Here is a 17,294-nt window from a genome sequence, read left to right as displayed (position 1 = left end):
AATTGCGACTATTTTTTTCCCAGGCTAACGAACCAAAAAATAGAGACTTATACGAAAATTTGCGACGTTTTGTTTTTGTAGACATATAAATCATGGTTGTCATGATAAACCAAACCAAGATAAGAAACGGACCTAGATATTGCATAAATGAACCTCATTAAATTAATTTTTTGAAAATAAAGTTGATAATTTTGTCATGAATATGGATAAGAAACGTTCCGTTTCAACGGCTACTGCTACATCCGTTGTGGCTTCATTTGAATTCAAGCGTCTTTCATCACCAATTGTTCGCCCACTGAAAGGTGATTTTGTGTCAACTTTCATATTAATTGGTAATGTTGTGACTAAAGAGGGATCTATCGCAACTGCGACGGCAAGTGGGTCATGAAGTGCGCAACCACCCAAATTAGTTTTTAGATTTGCGTAGGCTTCAATATAATAATCAACGATATCAGCAAAGGCACGACTCGAAGTACTATTGAGTTGTCGCCATTCTTGTGTTTCTTTTTTTGTCAAAAGTGTTTTAAGTGTCACATCTAGACCAACCATTGTAATTGTTAACTTGCTTTGAAAAACCTCATTTGCAGCTTCAGGATCTTGATTAATATTTGCTTCAGCCACGGGTGTGACGTTTCCGGGAATTGTTAAGGCGCCTCCCATTAAAACGACTTTACCAATTAACGTTTCAATTTCAGGTGATTGCTTAATGGCTAACGCTAAGTTTGTTAATGGTCCAGTTGGGACGATAATTAAATCTGACTGGAATTTTTTTGCAGAGTCAATTATGAAATCAATACCAGATCCTGGATGAGGTGATTGGTCAGATTTTGGAATAGTAATATCGCCTATACCGTTCATACCATGGATTTCTTGGCTAATTTGCATAGTGTTAAAGGTTTGCGTTGTCATTGAGTGCTTTTCGCCAAGATAAACTGGAATATTGGGTTGACCTAATAGTGAAAGTAAGTTCAAACTGTTTTGAACACCATCTAGCATCTGCAAGTTACCATAAGATCCCACGATACCAATTAAGTCAATTTCCTCACTAGCAAGCGCATAAGCAATTGCCATTGCGTCGTCAATTCCGGTATCTAAATCTAAAATCATTTTTTTTCTTCCCATAATAAAACCTCCTCAATATTTTATAACTTCAGTTTACCAAAAAAAACGACAAATTGTTATCGTTTCCCCCTATATTTAATGCATGAATGGCAACAATGCTTTATAATAAAAATTGAGAACTAAACAATAGTTAGTGTATTTAAAATATAGTTAAATATGAGGTGACGGCATGGCACAAGAAACATTATTAGATTACTTAAAGAAAGAATTGCCAAAAATAGATTTTGATGGCGATATCGAGTTAGAGTGGCAAAAAAAGGATCACACTTTTACTGTAGATTTAACATTTTATGCAGAAAATAAATCGCAACAAGCAATTTTAGATATCGAGGGTATTAACTCTGAGTTACCAATCATATCATTTGGAGATGCCATATTATTATATGATGTAGAGCGTTTTGATCCAAAAGAAGTTGAAAAAGATTATTTAGTTACGTTACCATTTGATGGCAAAGCTGGATGGGAACACTCAGAAGGTGCCGCATTTATTAACTATTTACAAGTGGTGTTAGATAACGGTCAAAGTGATTTGCTAGATTTCTTGAACGATGATGACGCTGAATTTTTCGAACTAGGTTGGTCGGCTAGTGATTTTGAAAAGATTCAAAAAGCACAAAGTACACAAAAAAGTATGCGTTTGGTATACCCAAAATTTTAGGAGGACGTCATTTTGAAGTGGACCGAATTAAGTGTCTTAACTAGTAGTGAAGCTGTTGAAGCCGTTTCAAATATTTTAATTGAAAGTGGTGCCGAGGGCGTTCAAATTGATGACTCAAAGGACTTTGAAAAATTAATGCAGGATAATTTATCTGGGTATGATTTTGGATTAGTTGAGCATCAAATTGAAGGTGCTAAAGTGTCCGCTTTTTTTCCGGAAATAGTATTTATTCCCGAAATATTACCCGTTATCCAAAGTAAGGTTAATCAGTTGGTAGATTTTGGTCTTAATATAGGACAGGGATTAATTGAATCGACCGAAGTTGATGATCAGGGATGGGGATTAGAATGGCAACAATACTACCATCCTGTTAGAGTGACACGTTTCTTAACCATTGTACCAAGTTGGGAGAAATACGAACCCAGCCAGTTGGACGAAAAAGTGATTCGGTTAGATCCAGGAAAGGCGTTTGGAACAGGGACACACCCAACAACTCGACTGGCCTTAGTTGCATTAGAACAAGTCATTCGTGGCGGTGAGACGATGATAGATGTTGGAACCGGCTCAGGGGTTTTAAGTATCGCTGCTAAGCATCTTGGCGTGGGACAGATTGATGCTTATGATCTGGATGATATTGCAGTTGAAGCTGCGGTGTTGAATTTTGACTTAAATCCGGTAGCGAGCGATGTTCACGTTGCAGCAAATGACTTGCTGAACGGAATCGAGAAAAAAGTTGATTTAATTGTTGCTAACATTCTGTCCGAAATTATTGTGCCTCTAATTCCACAAGCTAAAAATAGTTTAAATTCTGGGGGTTATTTCGTAACTTCTGGTATCATTACGGATAAGGTTAATTTAATTAAATCATCACTGATAAATGGTGGGTTTGAAATACAACAAATATTAAATATGGGTGATTGGTTTTCAATCATTGCAGTTAAAATGGACTCGGAAGGTTAGGGATTAAGGATGCAAAGATATTTTTTGAAATCTAATGAGTTGGTTTTGACGGATGAGGATTTCCATCATGCCACTAAGGTCATGCGTTTAGCAGTTGGTGACAAGGTTGAATTAGTAAAACAGTCGGAGGAAGTTGTCGTTGCAAAAGCAACACAAATTACCGACAGTTTTGTTAATTTTGAGTATCAACTGACAGTAGAATCGCAAGTTGAATTACCAATTGCAGTTACAATTGCGTCAGCCCTTTCAAAAAAAGATAAAGCTGATTGGATTGTACAAAAAGGAACTGAAATGGGTGCCAGCGGATTTATCTTTTTTAATAGTGATTTTTCTATTGCTAAATGGGATCGGAAAAAACAAGCTAAAAAGATTGAACGGTTACAAAAAATTGCTAAGGGCGCAGCGGAACAATCGCATCGAACTGTAATTCCAACAATTGCCTATGTTAATAAGATTGATGAATTATTTCAACAATCTTATGATATTCAAATTGTTGCCTATGAAGAATCAGCTAAGCAAGGTGAGGTTAGTCAATTAAAAAAATCATTTGATTTAATTAAGCCTAATCAAAATTTGATTGCAGTGTTTGGTTCAGAGGGTGGTATTTCCGAAGCTGAAATTAATAAGTTATCTTCAGCTGGTTATCAGAAAGTTGGGCTAGGACCTAGAATATTACGTGCGGAAACAGCTCCATTATACCTATTGGCGAGTCTTTCATTTTTTAGTGAATTAAGTTAAAATGAAGCATGAGAAAATGAAATGAGGAAAAATTTTTGAAAAAAGTATTAAATATAACTTCTGCATGGTATTTGGCAGTAAGTGTTGCCATTGGAATTGTTTTACCAATGTTGTTAACCTTGGCTAATGCAAATGACGTTGTGAAGATTGGTGTTTCGTTATTTGTAGTAAATGTGATTTATGCCATTGCTGTTGGTGTCGTTGTAGGTAAAAGTAATCACGGCTTAATTTTTGTTTTTTTCTTCCCGATAATTTTTGCAATTGGCGTCTTATTTCACTTGTTTCAAAGTGTCATGATTCTTTTTGCACTCATTTATCTCTGCTTGTCGTTATTAACATGGGGAATTTCAAAAAATTAATTATGAATACGTAAGTACGCCGACTGGATTATGTCATCGCGTACTTTTATTTTATATAAAAAGAGGTGTTTAGATATGACAAAAGAAGAAATGTGGAGCGCTAGAGACGTCTTGGAAATCGTTGAAAGCTACATGAATGAAGAACACGTTAAGTTTGTACAAAAAGCGTGTGATTTTGCTACGTATGTTCATAAAGACCAATATCGCAAGTCGGGTGAACCCTATATTATGCATCCGATACAAGTTGCTGGTATCTTAGCTGAATTAAAAATGGACCCTGAAACAGTTAGTGCCGGATTTTTACACGATGTTGTTGAAGACACACAGGTTACTTTAGGTGATTTAGGTGAACTTTTTGGAAAAGACGTAGAAGTAATCGTTGACGGTGTTACTAAACTTGGGCAGATTCAATATAAATCTCACCAAGAACAGTTGGCTGAAAATCATCGTAAGTTACTTTTAGCCATGTCTAAAGATTTACGAGTAATTATTGTTAAATTGGCGGATCGATTGCATAATATGCGAACGTTAAAACATTTACGTCCGGATAAACAACGTCGAATTGCGAATGAAACGTTAGAGATTTATGCACCTTTGGCAGATCGTTTGGGTATTAGCACGATTAAATGGGAGCTAGAAGATAGTTCGCTGCGTTATTTGAATCCACAACAGTATTATCGAATTGTCCATTTGATGAATTCAAAACGTGAGGAACGTGAAGAATATATTTCCGGTGCGATTGAGGAAATTAAGATATCTATCAGTGATTTGAAAGTTTCGAGTGAAATTTATGGCCGTCCAAAACATTTATATTCCGTTTATAAAAAAATGAAAGATCAACATAAACAATTTTCTCAAATTTATGATCTTTTAGCGGTCAGGGTGATTGTTGGATCAATTAAAGATTGTTACGCAGTACTAGGGGCCATTCATTCAAGATGGAAACCAATGCCTGGCAGATTTAAAGATTATATTGCAATACCCAAAGCTAACTTATATCAGTCACTTCATACGACTGTTGTTGGCCCAGAAGGTCGTCCCTTTGAAGTTCAGATCAGAACTAAAGAGATGCATGAAATTGCTGAATTTGGAGTCGCTGCACATTGGGCTTATAAAGAAGGCGTAAAAGAAAAAGTTCAACAAGATGACGCTGGAACAAAATTAAACTGGTTTAAAGAAATTATTGAATTGCAAGATGAAACCGATGACGCTTCTGATTTTATGGAAAGTGTTAAGGGCGATATCTTTGGCGATCGGGTCTATGTTTTCACGCCAAAAGGTGATGTTTTTGAACTACCTAAAGGTGCGGGACCGCTTGATATGGCTTACAGTATTCATACTGAAATCGGTCATCATACGACAGGGGCAAAAGTAAATGGTAAGATTGTCCCATTAGATTACCAAGTTAAGAATGGGGACATTGTTGATATTCTAACGAGTAAGAGTTCAATGGGGCCTAGTCGGGATTGGGTAAACTTGGTACACACAAATAAAGCGCGTAATAAAATTAAACGTTTCTTTAAATTACAAGATCGTGTTGCTAACATCACAAAGGGTGAAGAGTTACTAACCATTCAACTTATTGATTTAGGTTTTGATCCAAAAGAAGTTATCACTAAAGAAAATATGAAACGACTCTTAGATAAGAAACAATTAGCTGAAGCAGATGATTTGTATGCTGCAATTGGTTTTGGTGAAATTGCAACGTTGGGAACAGCTAATACGCTAACTGAGGACATTCGTTCTAAAGAAGAAGAAGTCCGACAAGTAAATGAACAAAAAGCAATTTTGGAAGATCATAAGCCACTTAAAAAAGCTGAAACGCCTGATAAGAATCGTAAGAGTAGCCATGATGGTGGCATTGTAATCGATGGCGTTGATAATTTACTTGTTCGACTCAGTCATTGTTGTAATCCAATTCCGGGAGACAATATTATTGGTTATATTACTAAAGGACGTGGCGTTTCAATTCATCGTGTTGAATGTCCAAACGTCATTAAGGCTGAAGAGTCTGGCGAACGGATTATTAGTGTTAAATGGGAAAAAGTTACAGATAATAAGGCTAACTATCAATCTGATTTAGAAATTCAAGGCTACAATCGTTCGGGACTTTTAAATGACATTTTACAATCATTGAATAATACAACTAAGCAATTAAGCTCAGTGAATGGCCGTGTTGACAATAACAAAATTGCAACAATGGATGTTTCAGTCGGTGTGAAAGATATCATTCAGTTAGAAAGAACGATGGAAACGCTAAAGAGTGTTGAAGATGTGTACGCGGTCAAAAGAAAGATTCATTAATTTTTTTAATGGAGGGTTTAAAAATGAAGGTTGTTGTTCAACGCGTGAAACATGCTAGCGTCACAATAGATAGTCAAGTATTTAATCGTATTAATGCGGGTTATCTCTTATTAGTGGGATTTAAATTCGGTGATACATCCAATGAAATAGATTATATGGTTAAAAAAATTTCAAACTCTCGATTATTTGAAGATAGTGATGGGAAAATGAATTTAAGTATTCAAGAAATTGCGGGAGAGATTCTGTCCATTTCGCAATTTACGTTGTATGCATCAACGAAAAAAGGAAATAGACCTGGTTTTTCGCTGGCAGAAGAACCTGAATTAGCTGAAAAACATTATGAAGAATTCAATCAAAAGTTAGCTAATGTTGTATCCGTTGTAAAAACTGGACAATTTGGAGCAGATATGGCGATTGAGCTTTTAAATGATGGTCCTGTAACAATCATTTTTGATTCTGAACAAAAATAAGAAGGTGTATTAGAGTCAGGTCTCTAGTATACCTTTTTAGGTTTTAATCGATAGAAAGAAGAGGGTTAGATAATGGTAAATAATTATTTTTGGGACTTTGATGGGACACTTTTTGATACTTACCCAGGGATGGTTAATGCATTTCAAAAAGCACTTCAATTACAAAATGTTAGTGTTGCCAGTGAGGAAATTTATCAGATTATGCGAGAAAAATCTGTTAGACAGGCAATTCAACTATATTCTAATATGAACCCAAGTTTGAATGTAGATAAATTAAAAGAAAATTATACTAATTTAGAGATAAAAGAACAGGTTAATGTAAAATTATTTCCGGGTGCCGAGGAAGTTTGCGAATGGGTAACTAACAATGGTGGACATAACTTCCTATTAACACATAGAGATCAAAGCGCGATTGACATGATGAACGAAAAGCATGTCTTAAATTTATTTTCAGATTTTGTAACTGCTAATCAAAAATTTCCAAGAAAACCAAATCCAGCGTCGCTTAATTATCTCGTAGAAAAAAATGGGGTTGATTTACAAACGGCCGCAATGATAGGTGATCGTGAGTTAGACATTGCTGCAGGACATAATGCAGGAATGAAAGGTTATCTTTTTGATTTTGACCAAATGATTACAACTGTCGAAGTTCCAGAAAAACGCGTTTTGAAATTAATCGATTTAATCGAAAAATAAGACGATGACATTTTAGTCATCGTCTTATTTATTTTTGAAATAGTTATCTAAGCCATTAACAATCGATTCAGCCGTTTTTTCTTGGAAATTATCATTTTGAATTAACTTAAAGTCATATTTAGTATTAATGTAGCCAAGTTCCAGTAAAACTGATGGTTGCGTATTTTCTCTCAAAACGAGGAAATCTCCAAATTCGGTTCCACGATTATTGAGACCGGTATTGTTCAGTTCAACGTTTAATGCTGAAGCGAGCGCGAAATCTGTCGATTTCTTATAATAGTAACTGGTTAATCCTGTTGCCTCATTGTCATTGGGTGATGAATCAAAATGAAAACTAATAAATGCGTCTGCATTATTCGATTCAGCAAGTTTTGCGCGTGGTGTTAAACCAACATATGAATCGGAGTCTCGCGTTAAAAGAACGTTAGCACCACGTGCTTTGAGGAGATTAGCTACTCTTGTTGCCATTTGAAGTGTATAAATTTTTTCTTGTTTCTTTTTAATTGAGAGGGCTCCTGAATCATTACCACCGTGTCCGGGATCTAAAACAATTGTTGCCTCAGACAGTTTTGTGACTGTGGCATTTTTTTTAGAAAGAAGCCAATTTGCAACCCAGCCTTTTTTGTCATCGGGAAGTAAAACATATGACCAATTATTTTTTTCTCGAATAATGGAGATACGTTCTCCTTTTTTTAAAGTATCGGTTACTTTAAATGACGTGCTAGGTCCTGTACGTACGTTGATATTGTCTGATTCAACAACAGTTTCCCCTAAGTAACTCATCGTTTTCACCGCACCTAAGCATAGGGTGGAAAAGATGATAATCAATAAAATGACTCTTGGCCAGTTTACGCTGGCGCCTTGTTTTCTCCCTGTTGCCATCGACGTGCTCCTTTAACTATCAGAAATTGAATCTAAGTTGTATTATACCAAATATTTGACTAATAGTAAGAATCAATTTTGGGCAATATTGAAAGTTAAGCCACACTTGACTTTAAGGGTGCATTCGGGTAAATTTAAAGGTAATAAAATATTAAAGCCGATGAAAAAGAAATTAAGTTGAATAAAATGAACAGAGAGTGAATGATTTGCTGAAATATTCACCATTTTGATAAACTGAAAGACACTTTTGAGGTGCGTGTGTTTAAAACACATGTCGTTTAAGTTGCGTTAAGCTATTAGTAAAAAATTAAGGTGGTACCGTGCAAAAGCACCCTTGTCGTATTTAGATGAGGGTGCTTTTTTGTCTATATGATGCCCAAAAATAGGAGGATTTATAATGAAATTTCAACGTCCAAAAGGCACTGCTGATATTATTCCAACTGATTCAAAGAAATGGCAATATGTTGAAGAAACGGCAAGAAAAATATTCTCAAGTTATCAGTACGAGGAAATTAGAACGCCACTTTTTGAACACTTTGAGGTTTTCTCAAGAACTTCAGGGGATACTTCAGATATTGTAACGAAGGAAATGTACGATTTTAAGGACAAAGGCGATCGTCATATAACGTTACGTCCTGAAGGAACGGCCGGAGTTGTCAGAGCGTATGTTGAAAATAAACTTTATGGACCAGAAATTCAAAAGCCATTTAAAACGTATTATATTGGACCAATGTTCCGATATGAACGACCTCAATCTGGACGATTACGTCAATTCCATCAAATTGGTGTCGAAGCATTTGGTGTTGATAACCCAACGCTTGATGTTGAAGTTATGGCAATGGCAATTGATTTTTTATCAAAATTTGGATTGACTAATCTGAAATTAGCGATTAATACTTTGGGTGATAACGATAGTCGCGATAACTATCGAGATGCGCTAGTTGCTTATTTAATTCCTTTTAAGGATCAATTAAGCGATGATTCTAAGGCACGTTTGGAAAAAAATCCGTTGCGCGTATTAGATAGCAAAGATAAAGGTGATCAAGAAATCGTAAAAAATGCACCATCGATCCTCGATTATCTTAGTGAGGATTCTCAAAAACATTTTGATCAAGTCAAAGAGTTACTTGATGCGTTGGAAATCTCGTATGAAGTTGATTCTACTATGGTCCGTGGACTTGATTATTATAACCATACTATCTTTGAAATAATGTCTGACTCGAAAGCATTTGGCGGTAAATTTACGACTATCTGTGCCGGCGGACGTTACAATGGACTTGTCGAACAATTGGGTGGACCTGAAACACCTGGGATTGGGTTTGGTTTGGGTATTGAGAGATTATTACTAGTGCTTGAAGCCGAAGATGCTAAATTGCCCGTTGAACAAGACTTAGACGTTTATGTTGTGGGTATTGGTGAAGAAACAAATATTGAATCATTAAAACTTGTACAGTCAATGCGTAAAGCTGGATTTTCAGTTGAGAGGGATTACTTGAATCGTAAGCCCAAAGGTCAATTTAAATCGGCTAACCGTATGAACGCTCATTTTGTAATGACATTGGGCGAGAGTGAATTAGAAACGCAAACTTTAAACTTTAAAAATATGAAAACAAGTCAAGAAGTTACAGTGAAATTAAGCGATGTTTATACAGATTTTTCAAAAGTATATCAAAACGCATTAAAATTGGAAGTAGAGGCTGATGGAGAATGAAAAGAACAACATATAGTGGTTTAGTTGATGAAACTTTTATTGGTCAAACAGTGACCTTAAAAGGATGGGTTCAAAAACGACGTGATTTAGGAAATTTAATTTTTATTGACCTACGTGATCGTGAAGGTATCGTCCAATTAGTATTTAGCCAAGAATTTGATTCTGAAGCTTTGAAAGTTGCAGAAGAATTACGTAACGAATTTGTCATTGAAATTGAAGGACAAGTCACTGCACGTGATGCTAAAGCAATTAACCCAAGAATGAAAACGGGTAAAGTTGAAGTTGAAGTTCATAATACAATTATTTTAAACAAGGCTAAAACACCACCATTTGAAATACAAGATGATATTAACGTTGCAGATGATACGCGATTAAAATATCGTTATTTAGATTTACGTCGTCCTGAGATGCAAAAATCATTGATGATTCGTAGCCGTATTACACAATCAGTTCATAGCTATTTGGATGATCAAAAGTTTGTTGATATCGAAACACCATACCTAACTAAATCAACGCCTGAAGGGGCACGTGATTATTTAGTACCTTCACGTGTTTATCCTGGACACTTCTATGCATTACCACAGTCACCTCAATTGTTTAAACAATTGTTAATGAATGCCGGTTTTGATCGTTACTATCAAATTGCTCGTTGTTTTAGAGATGAAGATTTGCGTGGTGATCGTCAACCAGAATTTACTCAAATTGATTTAGAGACTTCATTTATGTCTGCTGAAGAAATTCAAGATTTAACTGAAGGTTTATTGAAACGTGTCATGAAAGATACCCTGGATATTGATCTTGAATTACCTTTACAACGTATGACATGGAACGAATCAATGGCAAGATATGGTTCTGAAAAACCAGATATCAGATTTGACATGGAATTAAAAGATATGGCGGAAGCCGTTAAGGATATTGATTTTAAAGTATTTACTAATACTTTGGAAAATGGTGGACTTGTTAATGCAATTGCCATTCCTGGCGGTGCCGATAAGTATTCGCGTAAAGCAATTGATGCTAAGACAGCTTATATTGAACGATTTGGTGCTAAAGGATTAGCTTGGGTCAAGGTGACTGAGGAAGGCTTCAGTGGTCCAATTGCTAAATTCTTGAATGATCACGTTGATGTGATTAAAGAAGCAGCCGGCGCAAATGTTGGCGATTTAATTTTATTTGTTGCTGATAAGGCCAGTGTCGTCCGTGCCTCGTTAGGCTACTTACGTAACGATATTGCTAAAGAAATGGACATGATTGATGAAAGTCGATTTGCATTTCTTTGGGTTGTTGATTGGCCATTATTTGAATACAGTGAGGATTTTGATAAGTATATTGCTGCGCATCATCCGTTCACTATGCCGAATGCAGAAGATGTTCATTTACTTGATGAAAATCCGCATGAAGCACATGCGCAAAGTTATGATATCATTTTAAATGGTTATGAATTGGGTGGCGGCTCGATCCGTATTCATAAACGCGATATTCAAGAAAAAATGTTTAAAGCATTAGGATTTACTAAAGAAAGTGCAGAAGAACAATTTGGATTCTTCTTAGATGCACTTGATTACGGCTTCCCACCTCATGGCGGTTTAGCCATTGGGTTAGATAGATTTGCAATGTTGTTGGCTAAAAAAGATAACATTCGTGAAGTTATTGCGTTCCCCAAAAACTCAAAAGCATCAGAACCATTAACCAATGCGCCTAGTTCAGTTGCAACTAAACAATTGGATGAATTATCGTTGAAAATTAATGAACAAGATATGAAATAAGAATGCAAAGACTAATGATTAAGTTCATTAGTCTTTTTTTAAGCAAAAAAATATCAATTTTTGGTGAGTTAAGCTATGCTTAGCACAATAAAAAAGGAGACGATAACTATGAGTGAAAAAGCAATATTTTCTGGTGGCTGTTTCTGGTGCATGGTGGAACCATTCGAAGAACAACCTGGAATTTTAAACGTTGTGTCTGGATATACTGGTGGACACACAAAAAATCCGACATACGAAGATGTCGTTTCAGAAACGACAGGACATACAGAAGCTGTAGAGATTACGTTTGACCCTAACCAAATTAATTATTCTCAGTTAGTAGATATTTATTGGCGTCAGACTGACCCAACTGATGCAATGGGCCAGTTTCAAGACAGGGGTGAATCTTATCGACCTGTCATTTATACTTTGGGCGATGACCAAAAAAAAGTTGCGGAAGTATCAAAACAAGCGTTAATTGACAGTCATCGTTTTAAAGAACCAATTGTAACAAGTATTGAAGATGCTGGCCCATTTTATGCAGCGGAAGACTATCATCAAGAGTTTTATAAAAAGAACCCAAGACGATTTGCCATAGAAGAAAATGGTGGTCGTCAGCAATTTAAAGAATCCGTATGGAAATCTGAATAGGGTAAAAAGAGACTTTTCGAATACTAATTTCGGAGAGTTTTTTTGTATATATTAAGTTTTAATTGATAAATTAATGTCTAACGGCATATAAATGCAATGAATGGTATAATATTCATAAATTGTCAAAATGAAATGTGAGGTTTTTTGATCATGGACGATCTGCAACAAATTTTTAAAAAGCATTCATATGCGGCCAAAGCTTCAACGGCATTTATTTATGCGATATTAGTTTCCGTTGCGATGAACTTTTTTTGGACGCCAGGTAAAATATATGCATCTGGTATTACCGGACTAGCACAATTGGTGTCAACTTTACTTAGTCGGTACGCACCTTTCCAAATTTCGACTGCCTTATTGCTATTTCTGTTAAATACACCAATGTTCGTTTTAGCTTGGAATAAAATTGGTCATCGTTTTACCGTTTTTACTTTCTTAGCGGTTGTTTTTTCAAGTATTATGATTAAAGCAATTACGCCAGTGACCTTAACGACCGATCCCATTATCTGTGCAATTTTTGGAGGGGCAGTTAACGGGTTTGGAACGGGTCTGGCACTTAGAAATGGTATCTCAACTGGTGGATTAGATATCATCGGGTTAACGATTAAAAAGAAAACGGGTAAAAGCATTGGAACGATTAATATTATTTTCAATGCCTTCATTGTTTTGGCTGCCGGATTTATTTATGGATGGCCATACGCTTTTTATTCTGCCTTAGGGTTATTTGTAAATGCTAGAGTTATGGATATGGTTTATACGAGACAACAAAAAATGCAAGTTATGATTGTAACAAGCCGTCCAAAAAGTGTTATTGATTCGATCCAAAATCATATGCGCCGTGGTATCACAATTGTGAACGACGTTGAAGGGGCATACCATCACGATGATAAAACACTTTTAATTACTGTAATATCAAGGTATGAGCAAAACGAATTGCATGATGCAATGGAAGAGTCAGACCCAGTTGCATTCGTTAGTATCTCAGAAAACGTCCAAATTTGGGGCCGTTTTTATGAACAGGCATTATAAATTATAAATTAAAGGATTATTGAGTTATGCAAATTAAAAAAAATCTCTTCTTATTTCTTATCAAAATAATGTCGATAATAAGTTTCTCTAAAAAGAGTGATAACGTTTCTTATTTAATGAGTTTTGGAGGCAACATTGATTTTATTCAACGATTGAATGAAAGATGTTTAGCGCGTAAGCAACACTTAATTGTTTTTTATCGTCCTTCAATGGAATTAGAAGCCATAGAAATTCAAAAAATAGGTATCGAAACAAAAATGTTTGTTGAAAACATCTCTTTTGTGTTAAATCTAATTCCTTTAATTTCTAAAAGCAGTCTACTTTTTGTTGATAATTACTTTGCTTTCTTAGCGACTATGTATACAAAAAAATCAACGAAAATAGTTCAATTGTGGCATGCAAATGGGGCAATTAAATCATTTGGTTGGGATGAACCTAAAACAAACAACCGTTCGGATTCAGATAAAAAAAGATTTCAGGCAGTTTATGACCAGTTTGATAATTTTATCGTTGGGTCAACCAAAATGGGTGCCATATTTGAACAAAGTTATCATATTGATACTGATAGGATTTTAGAAATTGGCTATCCTGCCTCAGATAAATTTCAAAATATTGATTGGCAAAATAAAATGAAAAATAATATTTTTGCCAGTTACCCCAATTTAAAGAATAAAAAAGTTATCTTGTATGCTCCCACCTATCGGGAAAATATAAGTGGAGATGTCACATTAGAAATGCCCGGGGATTTTTCCGGTATTCAAAAACTTTTAGATGATGAAACAAAGTTAATTATTAAATTACATCCACATTTGCGGGATAAAGAAATTGAACTAAAATCAATTTTGTCCAAAGATATCGTTTGGATAGATGATTACTCTACCGGTGAATTATTGACTATTACGAATTGTTTGATCACTGATTACTCGTCTGTTGTTTTTGATTTTAGTCTACTGCCTAACGCGGAACAAATATTATTTTATTGTTTCGATTATCAATCCTATAAAGATAGTATTGGTATTCAATCTGACTTTCATGAGTGGGCACCAGGACCAATTGTGCAAACTATGAGTGAACTGGTTAATGCCTATCAAAAAGTTCAAAATAGTGATAGACAATTAGACACATTTAATTTATTATGGAATACAGCTAATGATGGATACGCAACGAAGCGTGTTCTGGATTATTATTTTAAGTAAATAAGGAGCGTCAACGTATTGAAAAAAGTTATTTCAATTATAAGAGAGCAATTTGAAAATTTACCAATCATATTTAGAGTTTCAAAGTATGAAGATCGAGCAACTTACCAGAGTCATTACCTAGGAATTGCTTGGGAGTTCTTGAACCCAATGATTCAAATCGGAATTTACTATCTTGTTTTCGGAGTGGCATTGCATGCGGGTCAACAAATCGATGGTGTTAATTACTTTGCCTGGATGATGGTCGGGATAGCACCATGGTTATTCATAAATGCAAGTGTACTTGGCATGTCTCGTAGCGTTTATGAGAAGGTTGGATTGGTTGCTAAAATGAAGTTTCCAGTCAGCGTTTTACCGACTATTCGGATGATTAGCCAGATGACTGCATACTGGGTCATGTTTGGTTTCAGTATCATCGTCTTATTATTGTCCGGCGTGACACCGACAATATACTGGTTACAGTATATTTATTACTTCTTTTGTATGATTGTATTTTTATTCTCTTTCGGTATTTTTAATTCGACAATCTCAATTTTGGCTCGTGATTATTATATCGCGCTCCAATCAATCATGAGAATGTTGTTTTACATGTCTGGGATTTTATTCAATTTGAACTCAGGTAGTTTTCCAAAAGTTTTTGTAAGGATTTTACAAATTAATCCGTTTAACTATTTAGTTGCAGGATTTAGAGAGAGTTTTTTGAGTGAAGGCTGGTTCTTTGACCATCCAACTCAACTGTTGTTGTTTTGGTCAATTACATTGATGTTCCTCTTAGTGGGATCACATCTACATTATAAATTTAGAGCTCATTTCGTTGATTTAATTTAATTAGAAGAAAAGATTTAGAAAACTTGCCGTAAAACGGGTTTTCTAAATCTTTTTTTATAATAAATGGTATAATATTAATAATTAAAAAAACGGAAAAGGGGTAGTGAATCATGTTGATAGGATCACACGTTGGGATGAAGGGGAAAGAAATGTTACTCGGTTCTGCTGAGGAAGCTGCAAGTAACGGCGCAAGTACATTTATGATCTACACAGGGGCTCCTCAAAACACAAGACGTAAAGATGTTTCTGAGATGAACATTCCAAAAGGGCAGGCATTTATGGCGGAACACGGATTAAGTGATATCGTTGTCCATGCACCATATATAATAAATTTAGGTAATACCGTTAAACCAGAAAACTTTTCTTTTGCAATTGATTTTTTGAAAGCTGAAATAGATCGTGCCGAAGCATTAGGAGCTACTCAGATGACACTTCATCCAGGGGCACATGTTGGTGCAGGTGCAGATGCCGCAATTAATCATATTATTGAGGGATTAAATGAAGTGTTGACGCCCGACCAAACGATTCAAATTGCCATTGAAACGATGGCGGGTAAAGGGACTGAGGTCGGGAGATCATTTGAAGAAATTGCACAAATGATTAATGGCGTGAAGTTAAATGATAAGTTATCTGTTACTTTTGATACTTGTCATACTAGCGATGCGGGCTATGATATTAAAACCGATTTTGAATCAGTTATTAAACATTTTGATGATGTTATCGGAATTGATCGATTAAAAGTTTTTCATATTAATGATTCAAAAAATATTCAGGGTAGTCATAAGGATAGACACGCTAATATCGGTTTCGGTGAAATTGGATTTGAGGCGTTGAACAGTATTGTTCATGATGAAAGATTTGCCACCGTTCCTAAAATATTAGAAACGCCTTACGTAGGTTTAGACAAAAAAACGCAACAATCACCATATAAAAAGGAAATAACAATGTTTAAAGAGAACGTATTTAACCCTAATTTATTAGCTGAACTTGGTATGAATTAATTAGATAAATGTCAAAAAAGAAGATAAAACATGAATTATGAGGTTATCTTAAATATTTTATAAAAGATTTATTGACGTCGATTGAGACTTTGGTTATAATGAACAAGGACAGTTTGACGATGCAACTTAATGCATAAAAAGACGGTTACATTCAAGCTCGGAGGGAGGGATATCTATGTCAAAGACAGTCGTACGTAAAAACGAATCTCTCGATGATGCTCTTCGTCGCTTTAAACGTTCCGTTTCTAAAACAGGTACATTACAAGAATACCGTAAACGCGAATTCTATGAAAAGCCAAGTGTGAAACGTAAGAAGAAATCCGAAGCAGCAAGAAAGCGTAAAACAACTAAGAAACGCTTCTAGTCTAGGGAGGAATCAACGTTGAGTCTATTAGAAACACTTAATAACGATTTAAAACAAGCGATGAAAGCAAAAGATAAACAAACTTTAAGTACCGTAAGAATGCTTAAAGCAGCTGTTACGAACGAAGAAATTAAAGCAGGTCATGAATTATCAACCGATGATGAAACTGTTTTATTGGCTCGCGAGTTAAAACAACGTAAAGAATCTTATGCGGAATTCAAAAGTGCTGGTCGAGACGATCTTTTAGAAAGTCTTGATATGGAAATTAAAATTGTCGAAAATTATTTACCTGAACAATTATCGGCCGAAGAAGTTACTGATATTGTGAAAGAAGTTATTTCACAAGTTGGGGCAACTTCAAAAGCAGATTTTGGGAAAGTCATGGGTGCGGTTATTCCTAAACTTAAGGGACGCGCTGATGGTAAGGTTATTAGTGAGACAGTTAAATCATTATTAAATTAGCAAAAAGGAATCACAATTCAATTTGAATTGTGATTCCTTTTTTTGTTAATTAGGCAAAAGGATAAAGAAACGCCTAATTGACTTTAGTTAGTCTTAAAAATATGCTATTATTTGAGTTAAG

18 protein-coding genes and 1 other annotated feature are annotated in these 17,294 nt (G+C 35.3%); of the genes, 16 read left to right on the top strand and 2 right to left on the bottom strand.

Features of this window, described 5'->3' with window-relative positions; translation table 11 throughout:
• Nucleotides 1-162: 162 nt before the first annotated feature.
• Nucleotides 163-1,122 carry a nucleoside hydrolase gene (locus FC66_RS01505; RefSeq protein WP_057973604.1) on the bottom strand — a complete coding sequence of 320 codons (960 nt, stop codon included), beginning with the start codon at nt 1,120-1,122 and terminating at the stop codon, nt 163-165.
• A 169-nt stretch (nt 1,123-1,291) separates the two neighbouring features.
• Here FC66_RS01505 and FC66_RS07940 point away from each other — a divergent pair, with 169 nt between their 5' ends.
• The 7 genes from FC66_RS07940 (at nt 1,292) to FC66_RS01470 (ending at nt 7,307) form a co-directional block, all read left to right on the top strand.
• On the top strand, nt 1,292-1,780 hold the full coding sequence (locus FC66_RS07940) for a DUF3013 family protein (RefSeq protein WP_057973603.1): 489 nt from the start codon (nt 1,292-1,294) through the stop codon (nt 1,778-1,780).
• A gap of 12 nt (nt 1,781-1,792) precedes the next feature.
• Nucleotides 1,793-2,740 (top strand): 50S ribosomal protein L11 methyltransferase, encoded by a 948-nt coding sequence (gene prmA / locus FC66_RS01495; protein ID WP_057973602.1) that lies wholly within the window; start codon nt 1,793-1,795, stop codon nt 2,738-2,740.
• 9 nt (nt 2,741-2,749) lie between these two features.
• The gene (locus tag FC66_RS01490) at nt 2,750-3,478 is read left to right on the top strand and encodes a 16S rRNA (uracil(1498)-N(3))-methyltransferase (RefSeq protein WP_057973601.1); all 729 of its coding nucleotides are present in this window, start codon (nt 2,750-2,752) and stop codon (nt 3,476-3,478) included.
• Nucleotides 3,479-3,513: 35 nt separating this feature from the next.
• Nucleotides 3,514-3,837 carry a hypothetical protein gene (locus FC66_RS01485; RefSeq protein ID WP_057973600.1) on the top strand — a complete coding sequence of 108 codons (324 nt, stop codon included), beginning with the start codon at nt 3,514-3,516 and terminating at the stop codon, nt 3,835-3,837.
• A gap of 75 nt (nt 3,838-3,912) precedes the next feature.
• Complete coding sequence (locus FC66_RS01480; RefSeq protein ID WP_057973599.1) at nt 3,913-6,141, top strand: RelA/SpoT family protein; 2,229 nt, start codon at nt 3,913-3,915, stop codon at nt 6,139-6,141.
• Between the two features lie 23 nt (nt 6,142-6,164).
• Nucleotides 6,165-6,611 carry a D-aminoacyl-tRNA deacylase gene (gene dtd, locus FC66_RS01475; RefSeq protein WP_057973598.1) on the top strand — a complete coding sequence of 149 codons (447 nt, stop codon included), beginning with the start codon at nt 6,165-6,167 and terminating at the stop codon, nt 6,609-6,611.
• A gap of 72 nt (nt 6,612-6,683) precedes the next feature.
• Nucleotides 6,684-7,307 carry an HAD-IA family hydrolase gene (locus tag FC66_RS01470; RefSeq protein WP_057973597.1) on the top strand — a complete coding sequence of 208 codons (624 nt, stop codon included), beginning with the start codon at nt 6,684-6,686 and terminating at the stop codon, nt 7,305-7,307.
• Nucleotides 7,308-7,331: 24 nt separating this feature from the next.
• Here the strand turns inward: FC66_RS01470 and FC66_RS01465 are convergent, their stop codons facing one another.
• On the bottom strand, nt 7,332-8,189 hold the full coding sequence (locus FC66_RS01465) for an N-acetylmuramoyl-L-alanine amidase family protein (protein ID WP_057973596.1): 858 nt from the start codon (nt 8,187-8,189) through the stop codon (nt 7,332-7,334).
• A 151-nt stretch (nt 8,190-8,340) separates the two neighbouring features.
• Nucleotides 8,341-8,528, top strand: a binding site (T-box leader).
• 58 nt (nt 8,529-8,586) lie between these two features.
• Here FC66_RS01465 and hisS point away from each other — a divergent pair.
• From hisS to FC66_RS01420, 9 genes are all read left to right on the top strand, one after another.
• Nucleotides 8,587-9,900 carry a histidine--tRNA ligase gene (gene hisS / locus FC66_RS01460; RefSeq protein ID WP_057973595.1) on the top strand — a complete coding sequence of 438 codons (1,314 nt, stop codon included), beginning with the start codon at nt 8,587-8,589 and terminating at the stop codon, nt 9,898-9,900.
• Nucleotides 9,897-11,666, top strand: a complete 1,770-nt coding sequence (aspS, locus tag FC66_RS01455) for an aspartate--tRNA ligase (RefSeq protein WP_057973594.1) — start codon at nt 9,897-9,899, stop codon at nt 11,664-11,666. Before hisS ends, aspS begins: the two co-directional genes overlap by 4 nt.
• Nucleotides 11,667-11,774: 108 nt before the next feature.
• Nucleotides 11,775-12,296 (top strand): peptide-methionine (S)-S-oxide reductase MsrA, encoded by a 522-nt coding sequence (msrA, locus tag FC66_RS01450; RefSeq protein ID WP_057973593.1) that lies wholly within the window; start codon nt 11,775-11,777, stop codon nt 12,294-12,296.
• Nucleotides 12,297-12,446: 150 nt separating this feature from the next.
• Entirely contained in the window at nt 12,447-13,322 is an 876-nt protein-coding gene (locus FC66_RS01445) for a YitT family protein (RefSeq protein ID WP_057973592.1), read from the top strand.
• Nucleotides 13,323-13,348: 26 nt separating this feature from the next.
• On the top strand, nt 13,349-14,518 hold the full coding sequence (locus tag FC66_RS01440) for a CDP-glycerol glycerophosphotransferase family protein (RefSeq protein ID WP_057973591.1): 1,170 nt from the start codon (nt 13,349-13,351) through the stop codon (nt 14,516-14,518).
• Nucleotides 14,519-14,536: 18 nt separating this feature from the next.
• A complete protein-coding gene (locus FC66_RS01435) occupies nt 14,537-15,346 on the top strand; it encodes an ABC transporter permease (protein WP_057973590.1) in 810 nt (269 codons plus the stop codon).
• Nucleotides 15,347-15,456: 110 nt separating this feature from the next.
• Nucleotides 15,457-16,347, top strand: a complete 891-nt coding sequence (locus tag FC66_RS01430) for a deoxyribonuclease IV (RefSeq protein ID WP_057973589.1) — start codon at nt 15,457-15,459, stop codon at nt 16,345-16,347.
• Between the two features lie 175 nt (nt 16,348-16,522).
• Nucleotides 16,523-16,711 carry a 30S ribosomal protein S21 gene (gene rpsU, locus FC66_RS01425; protein ID WP_057973588.1) on the top strand — a complete coding sequence of 63 codons (189 nt, stop codon included), beginning with the start codon at nt 16,523-16,525 and terminating at the stop codon, nt 16,709-16,711.
• Nucleotides 16,712-16,729: 18 nt separating this feature from the next.
• Nucleotides 16,730-17,173, top strand: a complete 444-nt coding sequence (locus tag FC66_RS01420) for a GatB/YqeY domain-containing protein (RefSeq protein ID WP_057973587.1) — start codon at nt 16,730-16,732, stop codon at nt 17,171-17,173.
• The last annotated feature ends 121 nt before the right edge of the window (nt 17,174-17,294 follow it).

This window comes from Dellaglioa algida DSM 15638 (genome assembly GCF_001434695.1).
Classification (GTDB): Bacteria; Bacillota; Bacilli; order Lactobacillales; family Lactobacillaceae; genus Dellaglioa; species Dellaglioa algida.
The sequence above is the reverse complement of the archived record's forward strand: the minus strand, read 5'-3'. Positions and strand labels throughout refer to the sequence as shown.